The sequence below is a fragment of the Marinobacter mobilis genome, assembly GCF_900106945.1.
GTDB lineage: Bacteria > Pseudomonadota > Gammaproteobacteria > Pseudomonadales > Oleiphilaceae > Marinobacter > Marinobacter mobilis.
Genome location: NZ_FNNE01000009.1, coordinates 142,727 through 168,038, shown reverse-complemented (window position 1 = coordinate 168,038; position 25,312 = coordinate 142,727). Strand labels below are relative to the sequence as shown.

23 protein-coding genes and 1 tRNA gene are annotated in these 25,312 nt (G+C 56.6%); 18 read left to right on the top strand and 6 right to left on the bottom strand.

The window, feature by feature from the left end:
- Position 1 precedes the first annotated feature (1 nt).
- From tgt to secF, 4 genes are all read left to right on the top strand, one after another.
- Positions 2–1,123, top strand: coding sequence for a tRNA guanosine(34) transglycosylase Tgt (gene tgt / locus BLV11_RS14680; protein ID WP_091816361.1), 1,122 nt, complete (start codon positions 2–4; stop codon positions 1,121–1,123).
- 51 nt (positions 1,124–1,174) lie between these two features.
- Positions 1,175–1,537: a preprotein translocase subunit YajC gene (yajC, locus tag BLV11_RS14675; RefSeq protein WP_091816154.1), complete on the top strand. Its 363-nt coding sequence runs from the start codon at positions 1,175–1,177 to the stop codon at positions 1,535–1,537.
- 74 nt (positions 1,538–1,611) lie between these two features.
- Positions 1,612–3,486, top strand: coding sequence for a protein translocase subunit SecD (gene secD / locus BLV11_RS14670; RefSeq protein ID WP_091816150.1), 1,875 nt, complete (start codon positions 1,612–1,614; stop codon positions 3,484–3,486).
- Positions 3,479–4,432 (top strand): protein translocase subunit SecF, encoded by a 954-nt coding sequence (gene secF, locus BLV11_RS14665; RefSeq protein ID WP_091816147.1) that lies wholly within the window; start codon positions 3,479–3,481, stop codon positions 4,430–4,432. The genes secD and secF overlap by 8 nt, the downstream gene beginning before the upstream one ends.
- Before the next feature lie 92 nt (positions 4,433–4,524).
- On the opposite strand, the gene BLV11_RS14660 is transcribed toward secF, so the two are convergent.
- Positions 4,525–5,322 (bottom strand): inositol monophosphatase family protein, encoded by a 798-nt coding sequence (locus BLV11_RS14660; RefSeq protein WP_091816144.1) that lies wholly within the window; start codon positions 5,320–5,322, stop codon positions 4,525–4,527.
- Between the two features lie 207 nt (positions 5,323–5,529).
- On the opposite strand from BLV11_RS14660, the gene trmJ reads away from it, so the two are divergent.
- The 13 genes from trmJ (at position 5,530) to der (ending at position 18,284) form a co-directional block, all read left to right on the top strand.
- Positions 5,530–6,396: a tRNA (cytosine(32)/uridine(32)-2'-O)-methyltransferase TrmJ gene (gene trmJ, locus BLV11_RS14655; protein ID WP_091816139.1), complete on the top strand. Its 867-nt coding sequence runs from the start codon at positions 5,530–5,532 to the stop codon at positions 6,394–6,396.
- Positions 6,389–7,177, top strand: coding sequence for a serine O-acetyltransferase (gene cysE / locus BLV11_RS14650; RefSeq protein WP_091816135.1), 789 nt, complete (start codon positions 6,389–6,391; stop codon positions 7,175–7,177). The genes trmJ and cysE overlap by 8 nt, the downstream gene beginning before the upstream one ends.
- A gap of 78 nt (positions 7,178–7,255) precedes the next feature.
- Entirely contained in the window at positions 7,256–7,750 is a 495-nt protein-coding gene (iscR, locus tag BLV11_RS14645) for a Fe-S cluster assembly transcriptional regulator IscR (protein WP_091816132.1), read from the top strand.
- 19 nt (positions 7,751–7,769) lie between these two features.
- Positions 7,770–8,918, top strand: a complete 1,149-nt coding sequence (locus BLV11_RS14640) for an IscS subfamily cysteine desulfurase (RefSeq protein ID WP_091816128.1) — start codon at positions 7,770–7,772, stop codon at positions 8,916–8,918.
- 71 nt (positions 8,919–8,989) lie between these two features.
- A complete protein-coding gene (gene ndk, locus BLV11_RS14635) occupies positions 8,990–9,418 on the top strand; it encodes a nucleoside-diphosphate kinase (protein WP_091816124.1) in 429 nt (142 codons plus the stop codon).
- A 65-nt stretch (positions 9,419–9,483) separates the two neighbouring features.
- Positions 9,484–10,596: a dual-specificity RNA methyltransferase RlmN gene (gene rlmN, locus BLV11_RS14630; protein WP_091816121.1), complete on the top strand. Its 1,113-nt coding sequence runs from the start codon at positions 9,484–9,486 to the stop codon at positions 10,594–10,596.
- Positions 10,597–10,664: 68 nt separating this feature from the next.
- Entirely contained in the window at positions 10,665–11,447 is a 783-nt protein-coding gene (pilW, locus tag BLV11_RS14625; RefSeq protein WP_091816117.1) for a type IV pilus biogenesis/stability protein PilW, read from the top strand.
- The gene (locus BLV11_RS14620) at positions 11,437–12,441 is read left to right on the top strand and encodes a RodZ domain-containing protein (RefSeq protein WP_091816113.1); all 1,005 of its coding nucleotides are present in this window, start codon (positions 11,437–11,439) and stop codon (positions 12,439–12,441) included. The genes pilW and BLV11_RS14620 overlap by 11 nt, the downstream gene beginning before the upstream one ends.
- Before the next feature lie 45 nt (positions 12,442–12,486).
- Positions 12,487–13,605: a flavodoxin-dependent (E)-4-hydroxy-3-methylbut-2-enyl-diphosphate synthase gene (ispG, locus tag BLV11_RS14615; protein ID WP_091816110.1), complete on the top strand. Its 1,119-nt coding sequence runs from the start codon at positions 12,487–12,489 to the stop codon at positions 13,603–13,605.
- Between the two features lie 60 nt (positions 13,606–13,665).
- The gene (gene hisS, locus BLV11_RS14610; RefSeq protein ID WP_091816105.1) at positions 13,666–14,946 is read left to right on the top strand and encodes a histidine--tRNA ligase; all 1,281 of its coding nucleotides are present in this window, start codon (positions 13,666–13,668) and stop codon (positions 14,944–14,946) included.
- A gap of 49 nt (positions 14,947–14,995) precedes the next feature.
- Positions 14,996–15,652, top strand: a complete 657-nt coding sequence (locus tag BLV11_RS14605; RefSeq protein ID WP_091816101.1) for a YfgM family protein — start codon at positions 14,996–14,998, stop codon at positions 15,650–15,652.
- Entirely contained in the window at positions 15,652–16,806 is a 1,155-nt protein-coding gene (gene bamB, locus BLV11_RS14600) for an outer membrane protein assembly factor BamB (protein ID WP_091816097.1), read from the top strand. The genes BLV11_RS14605 and bamB overlap by 1 nt, the downstream gene beginning before the upstream one ends.
- 56 nt (positions 16,807–16,862) lie before the next feature.
- Positions 16,863–18,284: a ribosome biogenesis GTPase Der gene (der, locus tag BLV11_RS14595; protein ID WP_091816094.1), complete on the top strand. Its 1,422-nt coding sequence runs from the start codon at positions 16,863–16,865 to the stop codon at positions 18,282–18,284.
- A gap of 23 nt (positions 18,285–18,307) precedes the next feature.
- Here der and pta read toward each other — a convergent pair whose 3' ends face one another.
- From pta to BLV11_RS14580, 3 genes are read right to left on the bottom strand one after another with little or no spacing between them, the layout of a single operon-like run.
- A complete protein-coding gene (gene pta / locus BLV11_RS14590) occupies positions 18,308–20,458 on the bottom strand; it encodes a phosphate acetyltransferase (RefSeq protein ID WP_091816091.1) in 2,151 nt (716 codons plus the stop codon).
- Between the two features lie 45 nt (positions 20,459–20,503).
- The gene (locus BLV11_RS14585; protein WP_091816087.1) at positions 20,504–21,697 is read right to left on the bottom strand and encodes an acetate/propionate family kinase; all 1,194 of its coding nucleotides are present in this window, start codon (positions 21,695–21,697) and stop codon (positions 20,504–20,506) included.
- 28 nt (positions 21,698–21,725) lie between these two features.
- Complete coding sequence (locus BLV11_RS14580; RefSeq protein WP_091816084.1) at positions 21,726–24,143, bottom strand: bifunctional diguanylate cyclase/phosphodiesterase; 2,418 nt, start codon at positions 24,141–24,143, stop codon at positions 21,726–21,728.
- 268 nt (positions 24,144–24,411) lie between these two features.
- On the opposite strand from BLV11_RS14580, the gene ccoM reads away from it, so the two are divergent.
- Complete coding sequence (gene ccoM, locus BLV11_RS18355) at positions 24,412–24,567, top strand: cytochrome c oxidase subunit CcoM (protein WP_175528364.1); 156 nt, start codon at positions 24,412–24,414, stop codon at positions 24,565–24,567.
- A gap of 27 nt (positions 24,568–24,594) precedes the next feature.
- Here ccoM and BLV11_RS14575 read toward each other — a convergent pair.
- A tRNA-Glu gene (locus BLV11_RS14575) sits at positions 24,595–24,670 on the bottom strand.
- A gap of 93 nt (positions 24,671–24,763) precedes the next feature.
- On the bottom strand, positions 24,764–25,309 hold the full coding sequence (locus BLV11_RS14570) for a hypothetical protein (protein ID WP_139173242.1): 546 nt from the start codon (positions 25,307–25,309) through the stop codon (positions 24,764–24,766).
- Positions 25,310–25,312: the final 3 nt, after the last annotated feature.

Sequence of the window (25,312 nt, the reverse complement as noted above, 5' to 3'; positions counted from 1 at the left end):
CATGTCCTTTGAAAAGCTCGGTGAGGACGGCAAGGCCCGTCGCGGGCGTTTGACGTTTCCCCGGGGCGCGGTGGAAACGCCGGCCTTCATGCCAGTAGGAACTTACGGCACGGTCAAGGGCATGCTGCCCCGCGATATCGAGGAAATCGGTGCCCACATCATTCTCGGTAACACCTTCCATCTGATGCTGCGTCCGGGCACGGAAGTCATCAAGGCCCACGGGGATCTTCATGATTTCACCCAGTGGCAAGGACCAATCCTGACGGATTCCGGCGGCTTCCAGGTGTTCAGTCTGGGTGAAATGCGCAAGATCACCGAGCAGGGCGTGAAGTTCCGTTCGCCGGTGGACGGATCCCCGGTGGAGCTCAACCCGGAAATCGCCATGCAAGTCCAGCGTGATCTCGGCTCCGACATTGTGATGATTTTTGACGAATGTACGCCGTATCCGGCCACCCGCAAGCAGGCCGAAGAGTCAATGGAACTCTCCTTGCGTTGGGCAGCGCGTAGCCGCAAGGCTCACGGAGATAATCCGGCGGCGTTGTTCGGTATTGTTCAGGGAGGCATGTACCCTGAGTTGCGCGATCGCTCTCTGGCGGGGCTGACGGAGATCGGCTTCGATGGCTATGCCATTGGCGGGCTGTCCGTAGGCGAGCCAAAGGATGAGATGATCCGCATACTTGATCATCTGCCGCCGAAGATGCCGGAAGACAAGCCCCGCTACCTGATGGGGGTCGGCCGTCCGGAAGACATCGTCGAGGCGGTGCGTCGGGGTGTCGATATGTTCGATTGCGTCATGCCGACCCGAAATGCCCGTAATGGGTATCTGTTTACGTCCACCGGCATCGTCAAGATCCGAAACGCCCGTCATCGTCACGACACCTCCCCGCTGGATGATCAGTGTGACTGCTACACCTGCAAGAATTTTTCGAGAAGTTATCTGCATCATCTGGATAAATGTGGAGAAATGCTCGGCTCGCAGTTGAACACCATCCATAACCTCCGCTACTACCAGAATGTAATGAGTGGTTTGCGTGGGGCTATTGAAGCAGGTAAATTGTCCGACTTTGTCGAAGACTTCTATGCACGTCGGGGCGAATCGGTGCCAGCACTTGAAGAACAGTGAAGTCGCCCGCACCTTGAACCCGATACCTTTTTTGAAAAACGGAGATTTGGAATGAAAGCAATGAAACTCTTGGCCGCCGCACTGGTTGCCTCACTTCCGGGTATGGCAATGGCGCAGGAAGCTGCACCGGGCCAAATGGGCGCTATCGGTCAGATTATCTTTTTTGCCGGCTTTATCCTGATCTTCTACCTGCTGATCTGGCGTCCGCAGTCCAAGCGTGCAAAAGAGCACAAAGCGCTGATGTCTGGTCTGAATAAGGGTGACGAGATTGTGACTTCCGGTGGTGTAGCCGGCAAGATCACCAAGGTGACTGATGATTTCATCGTGGTCGAGATTGCCGACAACGTCGAAGTTAAGGTCCAGAAAGTGGCAGTGGCTACTGCGCTTCCGAAGGGCACTCTGAAGGATATCTGAGCGGTCGTCTGAACTGATTCGCCGTTACCGACTACCGTTCGATCCATTCGAACCTTTTCGATACTAGGGACCCCATGCTCAACAAGTACCCGCTCTGGAAAAACCTGGTCATCCTGTTTGCCTTGGTGATTGGGTTCATCTACGCACTGCCAAATCTCTACCCAGACGATTTCGCAGTACAAATCACCGGTGCCCGCAGCAGTACTGAGGTCGATCAGCGTGTTCTGGATCGGGCTACTTCGGCCTTGGCAGACGCTGGCATTGCGATCAAGTCCACCAGTCTGGACGCCCGCAATGGCCTTATTCGTCTGAACAACAGCGATGATCAGTTACAGGCGCGTCGCCTTGTGCAGGGGGCGCTGAGTGACGGCTATCTGGTTGCGCTCAACATGGCGCCGTCGACCCCTGAATGGCTGAGAAGTCTGGGTGCGGGTCCGATGAAGCTGGGCCTTGATCTGAGGGGGGGTGTTCACTTCCTTTTGGAAGTAGACATGGAAACTGCGCTGACCCAACGGCTGGACGCATTGTCCAGCCAGATCAAGCGTGAGTTGCGTGACGAGCGAATTCGCTACCGTGGTGGCGACGTCAGCGGTGAGCGGGAGATTTTGTTGAGCTTCCGGGATGAGGAAGCCCGCAGTGCGGCCTTCGACCTCGTCAAGCGGCAGTACAATCAGTTTCTGCTCGATGAGCGGACCACCGGCGACCAGCTGGAGCTGGTGCTGACGCTGTCCGAAGCGGAGGTGAAGCAGATCCAGGAGTATGCGCTGGAGCAGAACCTCACGACCATACGTAACCGGGTTAACGAACTCGGCGTCGCCGAGCCACTGGTTCAGCGCCAGGGTGCCAACCGGATTATTGTTGAGCTTCCGGGTGTGCAGGACACGGCTCAGGCAAAACGGGTGCTCGGTGCAACCGCCAACCTGGAATTCCGGCTTGAAGCGCGCCCGGATGCCGCGACTGGCACCACGGAAAATTATGCTTTCCGTGATAATCCCAATCGTACGGCCCAACTGGAGCGTGACGTTATTGTGACCGGCAACAACGTTGCCAACGCCCAGCAGGCGTTCGATGAAAACGGTCAGCCGCAGGTTAATATCACCATGGATGCGGTGGGCGGTGACCTGATGAATCGTGCAACCCGCAATGCGATCAAGCGTCGTATGGCGGTTCTGTTTATCGAGTACAAGACGGTAACCGAAGACAAGCGGGTAGATGGGGAAATCCAGACCATCGAACGCCGGGTTGAAGAGCGTGGCATTATCAGTCTCGCCACTATCCAGTCGGCGCTGGGCGCCAGCTTCCGTATTACCGGGCTGGATTCCATTCCTGAAGCCTCGGAGTTGGCACTGTTGCTGCGCGCCGGCTCGCTTGCGGCACCAATGTATTTCGTACAGGAGCGGACAATCGGTCCGAGCCTTGGTCAGCAGAATATTGATGCGGGCATGATGTCTATTGCCCTGGGCTTTTCGCTGGTGCTGGCGTATATGCTGCTTTATTACCGTGGTTTCGGGCTGATCGCCAACGTTGCGCTGACCCTGAACCTGATGCTGCTGGTGGCCTGCATGTCGATCCTGTCGGCGACGCTGACCCTGCCCGGTATTGCCGGTATCGTGTTGACCGTTGGTATGGCGGTGGATGCCAATGTTCTGATATTTGAGCGTATACGCGAAGAGCTGAAATCCGGGGTGCCCCCCCAGTCGGCAATCAACGCGGGCTACTCCAGAGCGTTTGTGTCCATCTTTGATGCCAACATTACGACCTTGCTGGTGGCCATCATCCTGTTTGCAATGGGTTCTGGGCCGGTCAAAGGGTTCGCTGTCACGCTATGTCTGGGTATCCTGACCTCTATGTTTACCGGGCTCATGGTCAGTCGGGGCATGGTAAATCTGGTATATGGCGGCCGTAAGGTCGAGAAACTGTCGATCGGAGGGAAGCTCGCCAATGTCTGATTCAGCCAAGAAAGTGTTCGACTTCATGAGTCTGCGGAAGGCTGCTTCGGTATTGTCCATCGGACTGATACTGGCCTCAGTTGTAATGCTGGCTACCCGGGGGCTGAATCTCGGGCTCGACTTCACGGGGGGGACCTCCGTTGAGCTGGAATATCAGCAGGCGCCGGCGCTGGATGAGGTTCGGGCGACCCTGAGTGAGGCTGGGTACGAGCAGTTTGTCGTACAGAACTTTGGCGCGGATACCCTCGTGCTGGTTCGCATGGCGGAAGCCAATGACGACCAGCTGTCCGAACGTGTGACCAGTGTGCTGAAGGCCAACGGCGATCAGCTTACGCTGATCAGCTCTGAGTATGTTGGCTCCCAGGTGGGCGATGAGCTGAAGGAAGACAGCGGCCTTGGCCTGCTGATCGCCCTGGCGGTGGTTCTGATCTACGTTGGGATGCGCTTCCAGTTCAAGTTTGGTATTGCCTCCGTGCTGCCATTGGCGCACGACGTCATTATCATCCTCGGGGTGTTTGCGCTGTTCCAGTGGACGTTTGACCTGAGTGTACTGGCGGCGCTGCTGGCCGTTATTGGTTATTCCCTCAACGACACCATCGTGGTGGCGGACCGAATTCGTGAGAATTTCCGTAAGATGCGGGTAGGGGGTTCTGAGGAGATCATCAACGAATCCATCCACCAGACGATCGCTCGTACCATCAACACGTCAGGAACAACCCTGGTGGTCCTGATGGCCCTGTATTTCCTCGGTGGGGAGGCAATCAACAATTTTGCTCTCGCATTGATCATTGGTGTGGTTGTTGGTACCTATTCGTCGATCTATGTTTCGGCCAACCTGCTGGTTGTGCTCGGTGTGAGCCGCGAAGACATGATGCTGCCGTCGAAAGAGGGCGCTGGCAATGAGGCGGAAGAAGAGCAGCCGCCTGAATGGCTGAACCGCATGTAACGCCGGGTCACAGAAACAAAAAAGCCGCGACTGAAGAGTCGCGGCTTTTTTTATGCCATTTCATGGGGCTGTTGATCGCCCCGGGCGTCTGTTCACACTGGCAGGCGGCCGCGGAACGAGTGCAGGGATTTGAGAACTTCCCGGAACAACTTCGGGTTGGCAACCACAAGCTGCTTGTCGGTGTTCGCCGAAGGGTTTCCTGCAAAGTCGCCAGCCAGTGCGCCTGATTCCAGGGCTAGTACAAGACCGATGGAGAGGTCTTCGGGCTGCGGCCGGACAATGACTGCGCTATCAAGACGGCCAGCGGCAACGCGGGCAAGATCAAGTGAGGTGCATCCGCTGGTGCGAAGATTGCCAAACTGCTGTGCAAGGTTCGCAGCAAGCTCGCCCCAGATCACCGGATCGGATTTTTTAGCCTGGTTGAGTACATTGGTTACCAGGTCGGCTTTGTTGAGCTGGGTTACGCTGCTGGCCCGCACGCGACGGCTGTTAAGTGTGGCGCCCTGGCCACGGCTGGCGGTGTATTCCTCGCCGCTGATCGGGTTGACCAGCAGCAGGTTTTCGGTCCGGTTGCCTTTCTTCTGCACCAGCGCCAGCGCAAAATCGGGGATGCTGCGAAGGAAGTTATCGCGGCCCAGAATCGGAAAAATATGCCAGGACTTTTCCGCATTGCCTGCGTCGGCATCACCCATGGGAGCAATGGTGTGGTCCTTGTAGGCCTTTTCCAGTTGCTCTGAAAAGTTGTCGTAAATCGACTGGGCAACACGGTCAAGCTGGTTGCCGCGCTCGACGGAATCCTTGTCGGCAGGATCCTGTCGTTCGAAATGGGCTTTCAGATAGTCAGAACCCTGGCGTGCAATACGCAGGGCCATTTTAATTGCTGGTTGCATCAGACTCTACATTACCTGGCTGTATGGAAGGTCGCGTATGATACCAAAACCCTGAAATTCCTTGTACGTTTTTTGACTCAGCAATGACACGGATCGTCCGTTGTCACTTCTGAGGCATTTTTCGGGTTCTGCGAACAGACAGAGTATGCGGGCTATCTGCTATCATGGCCGGCAATTTCCATCAACTGCGACTATAGAGTGAGCCATATGCTAAAACCAGCACTACCGGGTGAAGCCACGCAATCGAACTACGATCAGATTCGTATCGTCCTGGTCGAAACCACACACTCCGGTAATATTGGTGCTGTCGCTCGAGCCATGAAAAACATGGGCTTGTCCAACCTGTGGCTGGTCAAGCCAAAGTCATTCCCCGATGAGGCGTCGTATGCCCGCTCGTCCGGGGCCAGTGATGTGCTCGACAATGCCCGGGTGGTCGATACGCTGGACGAAGCGCTCAGCGACTGTGTGCTGGTGATGGGGACCAGCGCTCGTGGCCGCAAGGTGCCGTGGCCTGTCATTCCGCCGAATCAGGCGGTTGAAACTGCGGCAGAGCATTCCGCCAAAGGTACCGTGGCCCTGGTGTTTGGCCGGGAAAGTAACGGCCTGAGCAATGATGAGTTGCAGCGCTGTCACTACCATATCCATATTCCGTCCAATCCCGACTACAGCTCTCTTAATCTGGCCATGGCTGTCCAGGTTGTCTGCTATGAATTGCGCATGCATTACCTGCGGGGGCTTGAAGAGCGGGAAAGTCGCCCATACCTAGGTGCCATGACCTCCCCATCGGACGAAGGCTGGGATGTTCCTCTGGGTACCGTGGAGGAGGTTGAAGGCTTCTTTGGCCACCTTGAGGCGACCCTTGAGGCGATCGCCTTCCATCGACGCGACAATCCGCGCCAGCTGATGACCCGTTTGCGCCGCCTGTTCCAGCGTGCCCAGATGGACCAGATGGAAGTTAATATCCTGCGTGGGGTTCTGTCAGCGGTACAGAAGTCCGCAAAATCGGTCGGTGATGAGCCGGATAATCTCTCCGGCGGGGAAAGTCAGCACAGTCAGGACCAGAATCATGTTTAATCGCTTGAAAGAAGATGTCAGCAGTGTGTTCCACCGCGACCCGGCGGCACGCAATACCTTTGAGGTCCTGACAAACTATCCCGGTCTGCACGCCCTGCTGCTTCATCGTCTGGCTCATTGGTTGTGGGGGCTGGGGCTCAAATGGCTGGCACGGACCATTTCCACCATTTCCCGGTGGTTAACCGGTATTGAAATTCACCCCGGCGCCACCATCGGCCGACGTTTCTTTATCGACCATGGAATGGGCGTTGTGATCGGTGAAACCACGGTGATTGGTGATGATGTAACCCTGTATCAGGGGGTTACGCTGGGCGGTACCAGCTGGAACAAGGGCAAGCGGCATCCGACTCTGGCGAACGGCGTTGTGGTGGGTGCTGGCGCCAAGATTCTCGGACCGTTCGAGGTAGGCGAGGGTGCCAAGGTTGGCTCAAACTCGGTGGTTACCAAGGCGGTGCCCGCTGGGGCCACCGTGGTTGGCATTCCCGGGCGTGTCATCGTCAAGCGTCCCGCTGAAGACGACGACACCCGTCGCCGGGAAATGGAAGAGCGCATGGGCTTTGATGCTTACGGGGTAACGGACGAAATGCCGGACCCGGTTGCCCGGGCGGTGCGCAGCCTTCTTGATCATATGCATGCAGTGGATGAGCGCATCGAGAATATGTGCCGGGCGCTGCATAAGCTGGACAGCGACTATCGCAATGGCGACTTGCCGCCCCTGGACGACAAGGACTTTGACTGCGTCAGAGATGAGGGTGGCAGCGGCAAGGATCGTTCGGAGTGAATACTTGACTGAAATGGTTGGTCAATACATACTCAAAAGCCGTGACTTTCCAACACCCCGATCGCCAAGGCTGACCTTATGCGACTGACCACAAAAGGGCGGTATGCGGTAACTGCCATGCTGGATCTTGCGCTCCATGGCAGCGATGGCCCCGTGAGTCTCGCCGATATTTCGGTGCGTCAGGAAATATCGTTGTCTTACCTGGAGCAGCTTTTTTCGCGTCTTCGCAGGCATCAGCTGGTTGCCAGTGTGCGTGGACCGGGCGGAGGCTATCGCCTGAGCCGTGGCGCGGATGAGATTTTCATTTCCGAGGTGGTCGATGCCGTCGATGAGTCCCTGGACACTACGCGTTGCGGTAATAAAGGGGATTGTCAGAAGGGCGAGAAGTGCCTGACTCACCATTTGTGGTCTGACCTGAGTCGTCAGATCCATCATTTCCTGAGTGGTATCAGTCTTGCGGACCTGGTTGCCAAGCGCGAAATCCAGGATGTCGCCGCGCGGCAGGACAAACAGCAGGAACTGGAATCGGATACCATTAATACCGAGCGCCTCTCTGAGCAGGCGCCGGCCTGATCATATTCAACTCAATGCTATGAAAAAACCTGTATATATGGATTATGCGGCCACGACGCCCGTAGATGGGCTCGTTGCTGAAGAAATGTCCCGTTACCTGACCATGGATGGTGTCTTTGGCAATCCAGCGTCTCGCTCCCATGTTTATGGCTGGCAGGCGGAGGCGGCTGTCGAAAATGGTCGTCGCCAGGTTGCCGGGCTCATCGGTGCTGATCCTCGAGAGATTGTCTGGACTTCGGGTGCAACCGAGGCCGATAACCTGGCAATCCTTGGCGCGGTCCATGGTTGTGAGCAGGCTCATGTCATTACCTCCCGTATTGAGCACAAAGCGGTCCTGGATACCTGTGCCTGGCTGGAGAAGCAGGGGGTGGACGTAACCTGGCTCGATCCGGACGGTCAGGGGCGTATTGCGGCAGATCAGGTGGTTAATGCGCTGCGGGACAATACGGTTCTGGTCAGCCTGATGCTGGTCAATAATGAGTTGGGTTCCGTTACGGATGTGGCGGCCATCGGTGCTGAGCTGCGGGCGCGGGGTGTTCTTTTTCATGTGGACGCCGCCCAGGCGGTCGGGAAAATTCCGGTGGATGTGGCCGGTCTTAATGTCGACCTGATGTCACTGTCCGGGCACAAGGTGTATGGCCCCAAAGGTATTGGTGCGCTGTATGTCCGGCGGTCGCCGGATGTACGAATCTCTGCCCAGATACACGGTGGTGGTCATGAGCGCGGCATGCGCTCCGGAACCCTGCCAACGCACCAGATTGCCGGCATGGGCAAGGCCTTCGAGCTTGCGGGCGAGCACCTCAGCGAGGAAATGGATCGGCTATCCGGTCTGCGTCGTCAGTTCCTGAAAGGGGTGAATGAGCTTTCCGGAGTCACCCTGAATGGCTGTTCCGAGGCCTGTGTGCCGGGCATTATGAATCTTTCTTTTGAGGGCGTTGAAGCGGAATCCCTGATGCTCGGGCTGCGGGAGTTGGCGGTCTCGTCCGGTTCCGCTTGTGCGTCCGCTACCCTGGAGCCGTCTTATGTGCTTAGGGGGATCGGTCTCAGTGATGAGCAGGCCCATCGCGCCCTGCGATTTTCTATCGGCCGATTCACCACCAGCGAGGAGGTGGCGTTTGCTGTTGCCCAGGTGGTTGACGTTGTTTCCCGTCTTCGCTCAGTCCGGTAGGCAGTGGGCCCCGGACTGCGTATAATCCCAACCCTGAATTTCTACCCTGAACATTAAACTGGAGACAAATCATGTCTATCGAGCGCACGCTCTCTATTGTTAAGCCGGATGCGGTTGCCAAGAACGTTATCGGTGAAATCTACAGCCGTTTTGAGAAGGCTGGCCTGGCCATTGTTGCTTCCAAGATGAAGCACCTGACCCAGGAAGAAGCTGAAGGCTTCTACGCCGAGCACAAAGAGCGTCCGTTCTTCGGTGATCTGGTTGCTTTCATGACTTCCGGCCCGGTCGTGGTTCAGGTTCTGGAAGGCGAAGGCGCGATCCTGAAAAATCGTGACCTGATGGGCGCGACCAACCCGAAAGAAGCTGACGCTGGCACCATCCGCGCTGACTTCGCCGAGTCCATCGATGCAAATGCGGTTCACGGCTCTGACTCTGCGGCCTCCGCTGAGCGTGAAATCGCGTATTTCTTCAACGACAACGAAATCTGCCCGCGCGGCTGATTGAGTTGTGCAGGGGCGGCGGCATCGGCTTCCGTCCCCTGTTGGTTATCTGATCGAGGTTACCCATGACATCACCCACTGAAAAAACCAACCTGCTCGGGTTGCCGAAGGCAAAGCTGGAAGCCTTCTTTGAATCCTTGGGTGAGAAGCGCTTTCGCGCCACTCAGCTGCTGCAGTGGATGCACCAGCGTGGCGTAGATGACTTCGATCAAATGACCAACGTCAGCAAGCCTTTGCGGGAGAAACTGAAGGAGGTGGCCGAGGTTCGCGGTCCAGAGGTCATTTTTGACGAAACCTCCAAAGACGGCACCCGTAAATGGGTCATGCGCATGGATAACGGTAACAGTGTTGAAACTGTGCTGATTCCCGATGGCGAACGGGGAACTCTGTGTGTTTCTTCCCAGATTGGCTGCAGCCTGGACTGTACCTTCTGTTCAACCGGAAAGCGGGGGTTCAATCGGAACCTGACCGCGGCAGAGATCATCGGCCAGGTGTGGGTCGCCCGCAAGGCCTTCATGCCTTTCGAGCCGGGTGCTGATCGCCCCATCACCAACGTGGTCATGATGGGCATGGGTGAGCCCTTGCTCAACTTTGATAACGTGGTGGATGCCATGAACCTGATGATGGAAGACCTGGCCTACGGGATTTCCAAACGTCGGGTTACCCTGAGTACCTCTGGTGTGGTGCCGGCCCTGGATCAACTGGGCGAGGTTACCGATGTTTCACTGGCCATTTCTCTCCATGCGCCGAATGATGAACTTCGTAACCAGTTGGTGCCGCTCAACAAAAAATACCCGATTGCTGAGCTTCTGGCCGCGACCCGGCGCTATCTGGACCGCTTGCCTGACAAGCGCAAAGCGACCATCGAATACACGGTCATTGAAGGGGTCAACGATCAGCCGGAGCATGCCCGCCAGCTGAGTAAGGTGCTGAAAGGTTTGCCTTGCAAGATTAACCTGATACCTTTCAATCCATTCCCGGAGAGTGATTTCCGGCGGCCGAAGCTGACGGCGACCCGACGGTTTCAGACTATCCTGAACGAAGCTGGCTACATAACGACCATCAGAACCACCCGTGGCGATGACATCGACGCGGCTTGTGGACAGTTGGTTGGCCGGGTAGAGGATCGCACTCGTCGCAGCCAACGCTATATCCAGGTTCAGCAGGTCACGCCGTAGAGCGTGTTGCCATGCCCTAATTCAAGCGCAACAAGGATTTCATGTTCGTGGCAAGATTCAGTGTAGTAATGGGACGTCTGGTTTTCGGAGCGTTGTTTGTCGCATTACTGGCCGGTTGCGTTACTACAACTGACAGCCGGTTTGCGCGGGAAGCCGATAAAGATAAAGCCATCAGGAGCTATATCGAACTGGCGACAGCCTATCTCGGGCAGGGCAATGTCGAACGTGCCAGGGTCCACCTTGACCGAGCTCTGGAGCTTGACTCTAACCGCCCGGAAGCACTGGCAGTGCTTGGACTGGTTCAGCAGTCCCAGGGGGATCTGGAGCTGGCGGAAGCCTCCTTCCAGAAGGCCTTGCGATTCCAGCCGGACTACACTCGGGGAAGGGTGTTCTACGGTGCCTTCCTGTTCGGGCAGGAGCGTTTTTCTGATGCCAAAGTCCAGTTCAGCCAAGCCTCCCAGGATGCCGGCTATGGAGAACGGGCATCGGTTTTCTTTAATCTGGGAATGACACAGGAGCGTCTTGATGAATTAGACGCAGCCAGGATGTCATACCAGCGTTCGGTAGAATTGAGCCGGGGCGATGTCCAGTCGTTGTTGGCGTTATCCCGGGTTTTGGTTAGTCAGGGGGAGTTTGCAGAGGCCGCCCGTTATTACAGTCGGCTGACGACCATCATGCAGCGCAATCCCAATATGCAGCATTCACCGGAAAGTCTCCTAACAGGGATTCGTATAGCAAGGCACTACAGCGATTGGGACAGGGAGTCCAGCCTGGCATTGTTGCTCAGGAATCAATTTCCGGAGTCAGAAGAATATAAACAATACAAGGTGCTGATTTCAGATGTCCAGTGAAGAGAGCGTACAGCAGACGCCAGCAGGGCTGACCGGGGAACGACTAAAAGCCGCCAGGGAAAGTAAGGGGCTGGCCGTGGCCGATGTTGCCAGGGCGCAACATTTGCGGCTATCGGTTATTCAGGCCATCGAAAGTGGCGATTATGAGCAGATTGGAAGTGAGCTTTTCCTGAAGGGATACGTCCGTGCTTACGCTGCCCAGGTCGGTCTTGATCAGGAAGCCACCATTGCCCAGCTGGACCAGGAACTGGAGCCTTTGCGACAGAAAAAGGCCGAGGCCCAGCAGGAAAATCCGCTCATTACGATTGAGCAGCGCAAGCGTCGCAAGAAGCGAATCGCCCGGACGGTATTCATCCTGTTGGTACTGGGGCTTGTTGCCTATGCCGGCTATCGGCTGATTCCAGGAATGTTACAGCCCTCTGACGACAGTGCGTTGATGGGTGAAACCGGAGATCGTGCGGTTGAACCTGTGCCTGCGGAAGAAGAGGTTCTGGTCTCGCCTGTTGAGGACGCCCGTGAACGCACAGACAGTGAAGCCGCACAGGAATCCGTCGTAGATTCCGACGTAACAACGGTAGAGGTTGCCGCGCCTGCGACTGAAGATGAGGCTGTTGAGGAAGAGAGCGGGTCTTCTGCATTAGCGCTGGAAGAGCCGCAAGCGGAACCGATTGCGGCTCCTGACGATGCCGTAGCAGAACCGGCGGCGGAGTCCGTGCCGGAATCAGAAGAGACCTTGCCGGTCGACGTCAGCGGAGTCCGACTGCAGGCAACGTTTGTTGCTGACTGCTGGGTGTCGGTGACCGATGGCGAGGGTAAAACCCTGGTGTCATCCCTCCGGCGTGCTGGTGGCGGGTTTGATGTCTCTGGTGAGCCGCCCCTCAAGGTTGTTATCGGGGCCGCAGATGCCGTGGGCAGTCTCACGTTTCAGGGGCAGGCTGTCAGCCTGTCAGATTACCGCGTGGTTAATAACCGGGTGCAGTTTTCGCTCCAGTAACCCCATTTACATCACTACCTAGAGAACCTTTCTGGTCAGTCTTTTATGAAACAGGAATCTCCGATCAAGCGACGGGTATCGCGTCAAATCATGGTGGGTAACGTACCGGTAGGTGGCGACGCCCCCATTGCGGTGCAGAGCATGACCAATACCAACACCTGTGACGTCGAGGCTACGGTCAACCAGATTCGTGCTATCCAGGACGCAGGCGCCGACATCGTACGGGTGTCGGTACCGTCCATGGAGGCGGCGGATGCTTTTGGCCAGATTCGTTCCCAGGTGACCGTGCCCCTGGTTGCGGACATCCATTTTGATTACCGCATTGCCCTGAGAGTGGCGGAGCTGGGGGTGGACTGCCTGCGGATCAACCCTGGCAATATTGGCAGGGAAGACCGGGTCAGTGCTGTGATCACCGCCGCGCGGGACCGCAATATTCCGATCCGCATCGGAGTAAACGCGGGTTCTCTCGAAAAAGACCTGCAGAAAAAATATGGCGAGCCCACGCCCGAGGCTCTGGTAGAGTCTGCGATGCGCCATATTGATATTCTCGACCGTCATGATTTTCAGAACTACAAGGTGAGCCTCAAGGCGTCCGAAGTGTTCATGACCGTTGCCGCGTACCGCAAGATTGCCTCACAGATTGATCAGCCCCTCCACCTGGGTATTACCGAAGCCGGCGGATTCCGCTCTGGCACGGTCAAGTCGTCTATCGGGCTGGGCATGCTGTTGATGGACGGTATTGGTGACACTATCCGGGTATCACTGGCTGCGGATCCGGTTCAGGAAATCAAGGTTGGGTACGACATTCTCAAGAGTCTGCGGCTACGCAGCCGCGGTATCAATTTTATTGCCTGCCCCAGCTGCTCCCGTCAGAACTTCGATGTTATCCAGACCATGAACGATCTCGAGGCTCGTCTCGAGGACGTCAATACCGCTTTGGATGTCGCTATCATCGGGTGTGTGGTCAATGGGCCGGGCGAGGCGAAGGAAGCGGATGTAGGACTTACCGGCGGTAGCCCGAAAAATCTGTTTTACGTGGGTGGTAGCCCGGATCAGAAGCTTGATAATGCAACCCTGACCGACGATCTCGAGCGGCTTATCCGTGAACAGGTGGCCCGCAAGCAGGAGCAGGAAGAGGCGATTATCGCCCGCTCCGACAGTTAAAGGCTTCGCTCAGACGCGCTACGATCCGATTATTTGAACGTATAGTTATAAGGTTTTCCCTTGGCAAAGATTCAGGCTATTCGCGGGATGAACGACATCCTGCCGGAACAGACGCCGGTTTGGCAGTTTGTTGAAAGTACGGTTCGACAGGTATTGCGGAGTTACGGCTACCAGGAAATCCGCATGCCAGTGGTTGAGCAGACCGACCTGTTCAAGCGTTCTATCGGTGAAGTGACCGATATCGTTGAAAAGGAAATGTACACCTTCGAGGATCGTAACGGTGATAGCCTGACGCTTCGTCCGGAAGGCACCGCCGGCTGTGTCCGGGCAGCCGAGGAGCACGGCCTGCTGTTCAATCAGACCCGCCGGCTCTGGTACATGGGACCGATGTTCCGCCACGAGCGTCCACAAAAGGGCCGCTATCGCCAGTTCCACCAGATCGGTGTGGAATGCTTCGGTATGGAAGGTCCGGACATTGATGCCGAGCTTCTCATTCTGACCGCCCGTCTTTGGCAGGCGTTGGGTTTGGTTGAACATACCCGTCTTGAAATTAATACCATAGGCACCTCGGAATCCCGCAAACGTTATCGTGATGCCTTGGTGACTTATCTGTCTGACTTCCGTGAGAAGCTGGACAGCGACAGTCAGCGTCGTCTGGAGACCAATCCTTTACGCATCCTCGACAGCAAGAGCCCGGAGACCCAGGCGATTCTCGAAGGTGCGCCGACCCTGGATGATTACCTGGATGACGAGTCACGGGCGCATTTCAGCAAGCTGCGTGCTTTGCTGGATGCGGCGGGCGTAACCTATACCGTTAACTCCCGCCTGGTGCGTGGGCTCGACTATTACGGCAAGACCGTCTTTGAGTGGGTCACCGAGAGCCTTGGCGCCCAGGGCACTGTCTGCGCCGGCGGCCGGTACGATGGCCTGGTCGAGCAACTCGGTGGCAAGCCAACCGTCGCCGTCGGATTCGCCATGGGGCTGGAACGTCTGATTCTGTTGCTTGAGACCCTTGGCCTGGTGCCGGATTCGGTCAACGGTGATGCAGACGTGTACGTGACCGCCATGGGTGACAAAGCCGTTGCGGCAGCTCAGGCGTTGGGCGAGCGCGTACGTACCGGTATTCCGGGCAGCGTGGTGGTGACACACTGCGGCGGCGGGAGCTTCAAGAGTCAGATGAAGAGGGCTGATCGAAGCGGTGCCAGCGTCGCATTGCTTCTGGGTGACAATGAAATTGAAGCCGGCACGGTAGGCGTGAAGCCACTGCGGGCCGATGATCCCCAGCAGGACGTGGCCCAGAGCAATCTGCTGGAAGTGCTGAAAGAACTGCTGGATCGATAATTCCGGCGCGGTAACAACCTACAACAAGTGAATGAGAACGGGAGACAGCATGGCCGAGTTGCGTACCGAAGAGGAACAGATACAAGCGATCAAGAACTGGTGGAAGAATAACGGCAGTTCACTTCTGATCGGTATCGGTGCCGCATTGGCAATCGTGTTTGGGTGGCAGGCATGGCAAAAAAATCAGGCGGAACAGCGCAGTGCCGCAGCGGCCGAATTTGCCTCCCTGCTGAACGCATATTCCGATCCAGCCGCTGAAGGCCGCGCTGATACCGTCGGTTATGTTGCCGACCAGCTGCGAAGCGAATTCGGTGACAGTGCCTACGCGGTTTACGGTTCACTGATGCAGGCTCAGGTTCAGCTGTCCGAACAGGACGATGCTGAGGGCGCTATTGAATCCCTCCAGTGGGCCCATGAGCACGCCAACGACCAGAAGGCGCTGGAACTGGTCATCCGCAGTCGTTTGGCCCGCGCGCAAATGGCGAACGGTGATCTTGACGCTGCCCTTGCGACCGTCAGGGGTGCCGTCGAGCCGGGTAGTTTCAAAGGGCTGCTGGCTGAACTGGAAGGCGACATTCTGCTGGCTCAGGGAGATCGTGACGGTGCCGCTGCGGCTTACCTGATTGCCCGCGAGGAAAGCCTGGGTAACCGTAACGGTGTACTCAACCTCAAACTGGCTGATCTTGGCATCGGGGAGGGCTCTTGATGCCTTTCAATCTGCGCCGTCTGTGGTTTGCTGGCGTGGTTGCCTCGGCGTTGGTGGGGTGCAGTTCGTCGGATTCGTTTGAGGAACCACTGCCGGTTCCCGACGTTGTATCCAGTGTTGAGCTTGAGGAAGTCTGGGACGTTACCATCGGCGACGGATTCGACGAGCAATATTTGCAGCTTTCTCCGCTGTATGCGGGGGACGTCATCTATGTTGTGTCGGCGGATGGTCAACTGATCGCCGTGGACTCGGAGCAGGGTACCTTTATCTGGACCCGGAATCTGGAGTCGCGGATCCTTGCCGGAGTTGGGGGTGATCCCGGTCATCTGTACGTTGTCACCGGTGACGCCGAATTGCTTGCCCTGAACCCCGAATCCGGGGAGGCGTTGTGGCAGGTGCCGTTGCCGAACGAGGTCATTGGTACGCCAAGATCCAATGGCCAGGTCGTGGTTGCCCAGACCAATGACGGCAAAGTGCTGGCATTTGATACCGCTACCGGCGAAAAGCGGTGGCAATACGACGGTGTGATCCCGGTCCTTACCCTTCGCGCTGCGGCCTCGCCTCTGGTTGGTCGAGATATGACGCTGGTGTCGTTCGCCAATGGCCGGGTATTTGCGCTGGATTCCCGCAGTGGTCAGCCTCTTTGGCAATACTCTGTTGGCGAGCCCCAGGGGCGTACAGAGTTGGAACGTCTGGTGGATGTCACCAGTGAGCCGCTGATCATGGAAGGCGTCGCTCTGGTGACCGGTTATCAGGGCAAGCTTGCGCTGATTGATTTGCGCTCCGGCCAGGAGATCTGGAGCCGGGAATCATCCAGCCTGCGCTCGCCAGTGATTGCCGAAGGTAACATCTATGTCGCCGAAGCCAATGGCAAGATCCAGGCCTACGACGGCAATACCCGGCGGGTTGTTTGGACCCAGGAGCAGCTTGGCTGGCGTCAGACGACTCAACCCCTGGTCGTTGATGACTACCTGCTGGTGGGCGATTATGAAGGTTATATCCATCTGCTCTCACTGGAAGACGGCTCGTTCCAGGGGCAGCTGGAGTTTGATGACGATGGCCTGCTGGTCCCTATGCAGAGGATTGGCGATCGCGTGCTGGTCTATGGTAATAGCGGCAAGCTCACTCTCTTTGAACTGGAGTCGCGCGACTAAGCCGACTTCAGCCTGTGCCCTGATACCGGCACAGTCTATCTGGAAAACGAACGACTATGACCCCTGTAATTGCCTTGGTTGGCCGCCCCAACGTTGGTAAATCAACGCTTTTCAACCAGATGACCCGATCCCGGGATGCATTGGTTGCGGATTTTCCTGGCCTGACCCGCGATCGTAAATACGGTGAAGGCAATTACGAAGGCCAGCGCTTTATCGTGATTGATACCGGCGGACTCACCGGCGACGAGGAAGGCATTGACCTCGAAATGGCGCGTCAATCGCTCCAGGCCGTTGAAGAAGCGACGGTTGTTCTGTTCCTGGTGGACGGGCGTGCGGGACTGACGGCCGGAGATGAGATGATTGCCGACCATCTCCGCAAGATCGGCAAAAAGGCTCACCTGGTTGTTAACAAGACCGACGGCCAGGATCCGGACGTTGCCGCCGCTGATTTTTACCGCCTTGGCTTTGAGTCAACCTACCTGATTGCCGCTGCACATAACCGTGGCGTGCGCTCCATGCTTGAAGAGCTGCTGCCGCCGACAGACGAAGACGTCGAAAGCGATACGGCCAGCCGCTACCCGGGTATCCGCATTGGCATTGTTGGTCGTCCCAACGTTGGAAAGTCAACGCTGGTCAACCGGATGCTGGGCGAAGAGCGGGTGGTGGTCTATGACATGCCAGGCACCACTCGTGACAGCGTCTACATCCCCTACGAACGTCAGGGTAAGGAATACACCCTGATCGACACCGCCGGTGTCCGCCGACGCAAGAATGTTCGTGAGGTTGTCGAAAAGTTTTCCATCATCAAGACCCTCCAGGCGATCGAGGATGCCCATGTGGTCATCCTTGTCATTGATGCCCGTGAAGGCCTGGTGGACCAGGACCTGCATCTCATCGGTTTCGTGCTCGACGCGGGGCGTTCACTGATTATTGCCGTCAATAAATGGGATGGCATGGATCCTGAGGACCGTGATCGGGTCAAGGAACAGGTCCAGCGGCGGCTCGACTTTCTTGACTACGCCGACAAGCACTATATTTCTGCGCTCCATGGCTCTGGTGTTGGGGTCATGTATGAGTCGGTGTCGAAGTGTTATGAATCTGCGATGGCCAAGTGGCAGACCAACCGTTTGACAGCCATTCTTCAGGACGCGATCTCCCAGCACCAGCCTCCGATGGTTCATGGCCGTCGCATCAAGCTGCGTTATGCCCACCAGGGCGGCTCAAACCCGCCGATCATTGTTGTGCATGGCAATCAGACTGATTCGTTGCCAGGGGCCTATAAGCGTTATCTTGAAAATACCTTCCGCCGTGTGCTGAAGGTGACCGGCACGCCTATCCGGTTTGAGTTCAAGAGTGGTGATAACCCCTTCGCTGGGAAGGTCGATCGTCTGACGCCAAGGCAGAAGGTCAAGAAAGACAATGATATGCGCCAGGGTCGGCGCACAAAGAAAGTCAGAATGAAGAGCAAAAAGCGTTAATTGCCGCAGTATTCCGGGGCCCTTCAGGCCCCGGCATCCTCTACCTGCCTGGCCTGTACCGCTGTCAGTGCGATGGTAAACACGATATCTTCCACCAATGCGCCCCGCGACAAATCATTGACCGGTTTTCTCAAGCCCTGAAGCATCGGACCGATACTGACAACATTGGCGCTTCGTTGCACTGCCTTGTACGTGGTGTTACCGGTATTCAGATCGGGAAACACAAACACTGTGGCTTTGCCTGCGACCTGGCTGTTTGGGGCCTTGCTTTTGCCGACGCTGGCAATAGCGGCAGCGTCGTATTGCAGAGGGCCATCAATGAGCAGGTCAGGCCGGCGCTCTCGCGCAATGCGGGTAGCCTCACGAACCTTGTCGACATCCTGTCCAGTGCCTGATTCGCCGGTGCTGTAACTGATCATGGCGATCACCGGCTCGATGCCGAACGCGGTTGCCGATTCGGCGCTCTGAATGGCGATGTCCGCCAATTGTTCGGCATTGGGATCCGGGTTGATGGCGCAATCGCCGTAAACCAGCACCTGTTCCGGCAGCAGCATGAAAAATACCGAAGAGACAATCTTGGCCTGTTCGTGGGTCTTGATCAGCTGGAGCGCCGGGCGCACGGTGTTGGCGGTCGTGTGTACCGCGCCGGAAACCAGACCGTCCGCTTCGTCCATCGCCACCATCATGGTGCCAAGCATCACGTTATCTTCCAGCATGGCTTCCGCCATATCCGGTGCCAGTCCTTTGTGACGTCTCAGGCTGACCATGGGGTCGATGTAGCGGTCGCGAACGTCCGCAGGATTGATGATCTCCAGGTCATCCGGTACGACCATGCCCTGGGCTGCAGCAACAGCGTTAATTTCATTCCGCTCACCGATCAATACGCAGCGTGCGAGGCCACGTTGATGGCAGATGATGGCGGCTTGCACTGTCCGCGGTTCATTGCCTTCGGGAAGAACGATCCGTTTGTTCGCGGCCCGGGCCCGCTCTGAGAGCTGGTAGCGGAAGGCCGGGGGTGAGAGTCGGGGTTTGCGCTGAATGCGCAGATGCTGCTGTAGCCAGTGAGTATCGAGTTCGCCGGCAACGAGCTCCATGGCTTGCTCCAGACGTTCGCCATCATCGGTCGGTATCGCCGAGGAAAGGGTGGCCAGCCGCTGGGCGGTGGTAAGAGTGTTGGTGCTGGTATTAAGCAGCGGAAGGCCGGTGTCCAGCGCCTGCCTGCAGAAGCCCAGCATGCGTTCGTCGAGGTGAAAGCCCCCGGTCAGCAAAAGGCCAGCCAGGGGAACCCCGTTGAGCGCGGCAACACAGGCTGTGAGGACAACATCTTCGCGGTCGCCCGGGGTCACGACCAGGGTGCCGGGCTTAAGCGTATCGATGATATTGCCAACGGTTTGTGCGCATACGGTTACCCGGTGCACCCGGCGATTCTCCATCTGCCCGGAGCTGAGAATCTCGGCCTTCAGCTCCATGGCTACATCGGATACCCTTGGTGCCAGCAATGCCGGTATCCAGGGAATTTGCCCCAGCAGACGAAAGCGGTTGTTCGCAAAAACCTGACATTCAGACTGATAATCGGGTACCGCAATCGGCGGTGCTTCGTAGATCTGGGAGGAGAGTCCGGATTGCCGTGGTTCGCCGAGTTTATTGAGGATGACGCCAATGACGTCAGGGTCGCTTGGGGCGGCGAACAGCCGGGCCGAAAAATCGAGGGTGTCATCGAGATCCGCTGGGTCGGCTTCCCGTGGGGCGTTAACAAGAATGACCTCAGCGCCCAAGTTCCGGGCAACTTCGACATTAAGACGGGCGATGTAGGCTTCCATTCGGTCTGGAACGAGCCCTTCGATAACCACGACATCAACGGCGTCTGCGACCTGTTGAAAGTGGCCAACGACCTCTTCCATTAACAGATCCGCCTTGCCCTGGTTGAGCAGTTTCTGAGCGTGCCTGAGGTCAATGGGGTCGGGCGGGTTGAGGTCGGTCCGGGCGCGGATGAACTCAACCGAAGCGTCTTTGTCGTTGGGAATCCGGGGTGTTTGTTCGCTCAGATTCTGGGCAAAGGGCTTGTAGAACCCAACCCGAACGCCGACCCGGTCGAGGGCGCGGTAAAGGCCCAGACAGACCGAGGTTAGTCCGCAATCAAGCGTCGTGGGTGCAATAAACAGGTTCTTTGCCATGGATTTTCCTTATCTGTGTTACCTATCCTGATCGGTGAAAAGTGATTAACCGATCCGTTCCAGTCCGTGAGCGATCGCCGCACGTGCGATGACCAACTCTTCGTTGGTGGGGATCACCAACACCGGGAACCGGCTAGCGGGGGCTTCAATGTGGTGGTTGCTGTTTTTGCCGTTGCCCTCGTTGTTCTCCCTGCTCAGCTCAAAGCCTAATAATGTCAGGTGAGTCAGAGTTCTGGCGCGTACCTTGGCGCTGTTCTCGCCAATGCCTCCAGTGAATACCAGGGCGTCGAGGGAGGTGAGTGAGGCCATCATGGCGCCAATGTAGCGGGCTAGCCTGAAACAGAATACGTCGATCGCGAGTGCCGCTTCCTGATGGCCTTCTTCTGCCATCCTGCACAGGGTACGCATGTCATTGCTCTGGCCGGACAATCCCAAAAGGCCGCTTTCCCGGTTGAGGATTCGATTGATCTCTCCCGCATCCATACCTTTCTCGCTCAGGAAATCAAATAGCCCGGGATCGACATCGCCACTGCGGGTACCCATCACCAGTCCTTCCAGCGGTGTCAGTCCCATGCTGGTGTCCACGCTTTTGCCATTGCGGATGGCGGTAATGCTGCAGCCGTTCCCGAGATGGGCGGAAATCAGTGATAGGTCACTCACAGGCTTTCCCAACACGTTAGCGGTCTGATCGGCCATGAACTGGTGGCTGGTCCCGTGGAACCCATATCGACGAACCCCCCAGTCTCGATAGAACCGCTGGGGCAGGGCATAGTGAAAGGCGTGTGCCGGCAGGCTTTGGTGAAACGCGGTATCGAAGACCGCGACCTGCGGAATGCCCGGGAACAGGCGCTGCGCTGCTTCGATGCCTATGAGGTTAACGGGGTTATGCAAGGGCGCCAGGGCCGAGCACGCGCGGATCGCCACCAAAACCTGGTCATCAATCAGTGACGGCTCCTTAAAAGTTTCGCCGCCGTGAACAACCCGGTGACCGACCGCAAGGGGGGCCTTGCGGATCAGTCCCCGTTGCCGGAACAGGTCAATGGCCATGGTCAGTGCCTGTTCGTGGGAGCCCGGTTCGGGAAGGTTCAGGGACGACGGTTCGCCGGAGAGGCGGATGCATGCTTCCGGGGTATTGAGGTTTTCAGCCAGCAGACTGCCAAGGCGCTGCTCCTGACGTGTAAAGAGAGCAATTTTAAGTGAAGAGCTGCCGCAATTGACGACGAGAATGGGGTCATCCATGAAGTGAGCCTGTGCTGTAATTATGAAGTCAGATCTGCGCCCGCTGGCTGGTCTCAAGCCAATCCCGGTATTCCGGTTCCGGCATGGGACGGCCGTAGAAATAGCCTTGCGAATAGTCGCAGTTTTCATCATTGAGGAAGGTGATCTGTTCCTCTTCTTCGACGCCCTCGGCAATAACCTTGAGGCCAAGACTGTGAGCCATGTTGATGATGGCTCTTACCAGCGAGGCATCTTCCTGCTTGTTATTGACGTCTTGTACGAAGGACTTGTCGATTTTGAGCGTGTCGAAGGGGTAGCTCTTGAGGTAACTGAGCGCCGAATACCCGGTCCCGAAATCATCGACCGACAGGCGTATACCCTCCTGATCAAGCCGGGTCAGGATTTCCGAGGTCTCGATGCTGTTATCGAGAATCAGCCGCTCAGTAATTTCCAGCTCCAGTCGTTGTGGGGGAAGTCCGGAAAGCTTGAGGGCACTCAGCACCACATCAATGAAGTTGGGGTCGCGGAATTGCCGGGGTGAAACGTTGACGGAGATGGAAAGCTCAATACCGTAGGCTTTTTGCCACTGCATGGCGGCCTGGCAGCCCTGTTCCAGCACCCATTGACCGATCGGAATAATAAGCCCGGTTTCCTCTGCCAGCGGGATGAATTTGTCTGGCATAACCATGCCCATGGTGGGGTTGTTCCAGCGTAACAGGGCCTCCGCGCCGAATACTTTTCCGCTGCAGGTTTCCACGATTGGCTGGAAGTACAGCTCAAGTTCGTTCAGTTCCAGAGCGCGGCGCATCCGTGATTCGATTTGCAGGCGCTCATGGGATACTTCCTTCATTTCCGGAGAGAATCGCTCGAAAGCGCTCTTGCCCTTGTTCTTTGCCTGGTACATGGCGGCATCAGCATTCTGGAGCAGGGTGCCACTGTTCTCTGAATCGGTGGGGTAGATGGCAATGCCGATACTGGTTGAGACAAAGACTTCCTGATGGTTGAGGGTAAACGGTGTGGCGAATGTCTGCAGGATCCGTTCCGCAACCTGGGTTGTTGAGTCCGCGTCCTGCAGCCCAGGCAGCACCACCAGGAATTCATCGCCACCGAGCCGTGCGACCGTACTGGTCCCCCGAAGCGCGCTGGAGATCCGTCGTGCCGCTTCAATCAGCAGGCTGTCGCCGGCGTCATGGCCCATGGTGTCGTTGATGTGCTTGAAGTTGTCCAGGTCGAGGAACATGACGCCAACCAGGGTGTCTTCCCGTTGTGCCTGGGCCAGCGCCAGTTTAAGGCGATCCAACGCCAACATTCGGTTGGGAAGGCCGGTCAATACATCGTAATTGGCCTGCCGCAGCAACTGCTGCTCATAGCGCTTACGTATGCTGATGTCTTCGCCCAGGATCAGATAATTGGTGACCTGGCCGTCTGTGCCCTTGATTGGGGTAACGATGAGCTGCTCCCAGAATCGCTCGCCGTTCCTGCGGACACTGTTGGATTCGCCCTGCCAGACACCAACCCTTTGTACCTGGAGTTGGATGGCCTGCCAGAGTTGCCGGTTTTCACGCTGCAGGAAAGGGTCATCCGTCAGCATGCCCGGATGTTTTCCAATCATGGCTGCGGAGTCATAGCCGGTGAGCTGGGTGAACTTCTGGTTTACGAACTCGATCTTCCATTGGCGATCACAGATGATGACCGATGAGGGGCTCTGTTCGATGGCTTTCGACAGTTCGTTGATTTTCGCTGCATCGAGCCGCTGCTTGCGCAGGTCTTCCTGCAGTCGTTCGCGCATCTGGTTGATGGCTTCGGTTACCTGTGACAGCTCGTCGATACGGTTGATTTCGGTATCCGGACGATCCAGTTGGAGAGGGTCGTCGAGATTATTGAGCGAGAAGTTACGGGCGTAGTTGGCCATCGCCGACAGATGCCGGGTAACAAAGTATTGGAAAATCCAGACAATCAGGATGGAGATGAAAAATGTCTTGAGAAACTGTGTGGTCAGTACCACAACGACGGTCTGTTTAAGATTGGCGTAGATTTGCTCAAGGCTGGCGGTAATCGTCATCTGGCCAAGCTTGAAGCTCTCGTCACCGTCATGAATCAGATCAAAGCTGTGTACCCGGGTCTCGACGCCGTTTGGTACCACCCCCATGAGAATCTCTGAGTTGGGCGCGATCTGGAGCCGGAGCTGAATGATGTCTGGCAGACTGAGAATGCCTTCCATCTGAATTTCGAGGAGCTTCTGGTCCAGTGCCCAGAGGCTGCGCGAGAGGCTGCTGGAGTAACTCGTTTCGACGACCGACATGCGCTCTTCGATCGAGTTAACGCCCTTTCGGAAGTCGTTATATATCTGAATGCCCGACGCAAGCAGGGTAAAAACAGAACTGAACAGTAGGATGTATGCCAGCAACCGAAACGAAAGGGGCGACCCGGATCTGAATTGTTGCAAGCGACTCGCGAGTTTGTGCATGCCGTGTACTAAAGTCATCCCTTGGAGGAGGATCGGTGTTGATTCTGACTGGAAACGCGCAGCCAACTCTGAAAGTTCTTGCAAGCGCTACTTCACAAACTATAGCAGCGTTGATTTGCAAGTTCTGTATCAAAGTAGGTTTTTTTGACTATCGAGCTGCCAGAAAAGGAGGGGGCGTGATTGATCTGGATCAAGAGGTCGGAAAGCCTGGAAGCGTAATCTGAAGCCATGTTTAGGACATTACCCAAATTGCTGGAGGGTTAACGCCATGTATATGGATTCAGTTGTTGTCGCAGGTATCGTAACGGTATTGCTGATCTTGGGATTCTTCGGGGGGGTTGGCGCGTTCGTTGTTTACGACATCAAGCGTCGCAAGCCGAAAGCCGGTAAGAACGACTCCCATGCACCGGCTAAGCCGGCTTGAACATGCCTGAGAAGTGAAGGTGAAAATTGGCGTCCCCTAGGGGGTTCGAACCCCTGTTGCCGCCGTGAAAGGGCGGAGTCCTAGGCCACTAGACGAAGGGGACGCATCGTTTTCAAAACCTTGCCTCGTCGAGGTGGCGCGTATATTAGGTAAGACTGTTTTATCTGTCAAACAGTTTTTGAAAAAAATTTTGATGCTAACGACGGCTGTTGATGCATAGCTTGAGTTCGCTGGCGAGACTGTCGTAAACCGCATCGGCTCCGTCGGTGCCGTAAAGACTGTAGAGCGGCGATACGATGGACTGATGTGTTTCAGGGAGTTGGGCGCGAACCGCACTTTCCGGCGCTTCCAGCATGGCGGCCATAAGAACCTCATGCCGGACTTTGTTCTCTCCTGCACAGAAGTGGAAGTGTGCTTCGCGGCTACCGCTTTCCGGCACACCGTGTTGCTGATAGACCGCCGTTGCGCAACGGGCAAATTCAACGTTTACCCGTGTGTAGGTCTTGGTCAGGCCCTCGTTATTCACCAGTTCTCCTAACGCTGCGACGCGTGCTGAGGATTCTGCTGTGATCTCTGGCAGCGTCTGCTGCAGCATCTCTTCATCAAAGCCTCTTCCCAGTAATTGAATCACGGTCAGGTACTGGCTGGTAATAAGGCTGCAGGATTCGTAGCTTTGCCGACCGGATGGCTGTTCGGCCTGGGCGTTCATCGCCAGTAGCAGGATGAAACCTGTAGTTATCAAACG

Coding starts and splice junctions, on each gene's coding strand:
- tgt (WP_091816361.1), top strand. CDS start 2: ATGTCCTTTGAAAAGCTCGGTGAGGACGGCAAGGCCCGTCGCGGGCGT.
- yajC (WP_091816154.1), top strand. CDS start 1,175: ATGAAAGCAATGAAACTCTTGGCCGCCGCACTGGTTGCCTCACTTCCG.
- secD (WP_091816150.1), top strand. CDS start 1,612: ATGCTCAACAAGTACCCGCTCTGGAAAAACCTGGTCATCCTGTTTGCC.
- secF (WP_091816147.1), top strand. CDS start 3,479: ATGTCTGATTCAGCCAAGAAAGTGTTCGACTTCATGAGTCTGCGGAAG.
- BLV11_RS14660 (WP_091816144.1), bottom strand. CDS start 5,322: ATGCAACCAGCAATTAAAATGGCCCTGCGTATTGCACGCCAGGGTTCT.
- trmJ (WP_091816139.1), top strand. CDS start 5,530: ATGCTAAAACCAGCACTACCGGGTGAAGCCACGCAATCGAACTACGAT.
- cysE (WP_091816135.1), top strand. CDS start 6,389: ATGTTTAATCGCTTGAAAGAAGATGTCAGCAGTGTGTTCCACCGCGAC.
- iscR (WP_091816132.1), top strand. CDS start 7,256: ATGCGACTGACCACAAAAGGGCGGTATGCGGTAACTGCCATGCTGGAT.
- BLV11_RS14640 (WP_091816128.1), top strand. CDS start 7,770: ATGAAAAAACCTGTATATATGGATTATGCGGCCACGACGCCCGTAGAT.
- ndk (WP_091816124.1), top strand. CDS start 8,990: ATGTCTATCGAGCGCACGCTCTCTATTGTTAAGCCGGATGCGGTTGCC.
- rlmN (WP_091816121.1), top strand. CDS start 9,484: ATGACATCACCCACTGAAAAAACCAACCTGCTCGGGTTGCCGAAGGCA.
- pilW (WP_091816117.1), top strand. CDS start 10,665: ATGGGACGTCTGGTTTTCGGAGCGTTGTTTGTCGCATTACTGGCCGGT.
- BLV11_RS14620 (WP_091816113.1), top strand. CDS start 11,437: ATGTCCAGTGAAGAGAGCGTACAGCAGACGCCAGCAGGGCTGACCGGG.
- ispG (WP_091816110.1), top strand. CDS start 12,487: ATGAAACAGGAATCTCCGATCAAGCGACGGGTATCGCGTCAAATCATG.
- BLV11_RS14605 (WP_091816101.1), top strand. CDS start 14,996: ATGGCCGAGTTGCGTACCGAAGAGGAACAGATACAAGCGATCAAGAAC.
- bamB (WP_091816097.1), top strand. CDS start 15,652: ATGCCTTTCAATCTGCGCCGTCTGTGGTTTGCTGGCGTGGTTGCCTCG.
- der (WP_091816094.1), top strand. CDS start 16,863: ATGACCCCTGTAATTGCCTTGGTTGGCCGCCCCAACGTTGGTAAATCA.
- pta (WP_091816091.1), bottom strand. CDS start 20,458: ATGGCAAAGAACCTGTTTATTGCACCCACGACGCTTGATTGCGGACTA.
- BLV11_RS14585 (WP_091816087.1), bottom strand. CDS start 21,697: ATGGATGACCCCATTCTCGTCGTCAATTGCGGCAGCTCTTCACTTAAA.
- BLV11_RS14580 (WP_091816084.1), bottom strand. CDS start 24,143: ATGCACAAACTCGCGAGTCGCTTGCAACAATTCAGATCCGGGTCGCCC.
- ccoM (WP_175528364.1), top strand. CDS start 24,412: ATGTATATGGATTCAGTTGTTGTCGCAGGTATCGTAACGGTATTGCTG.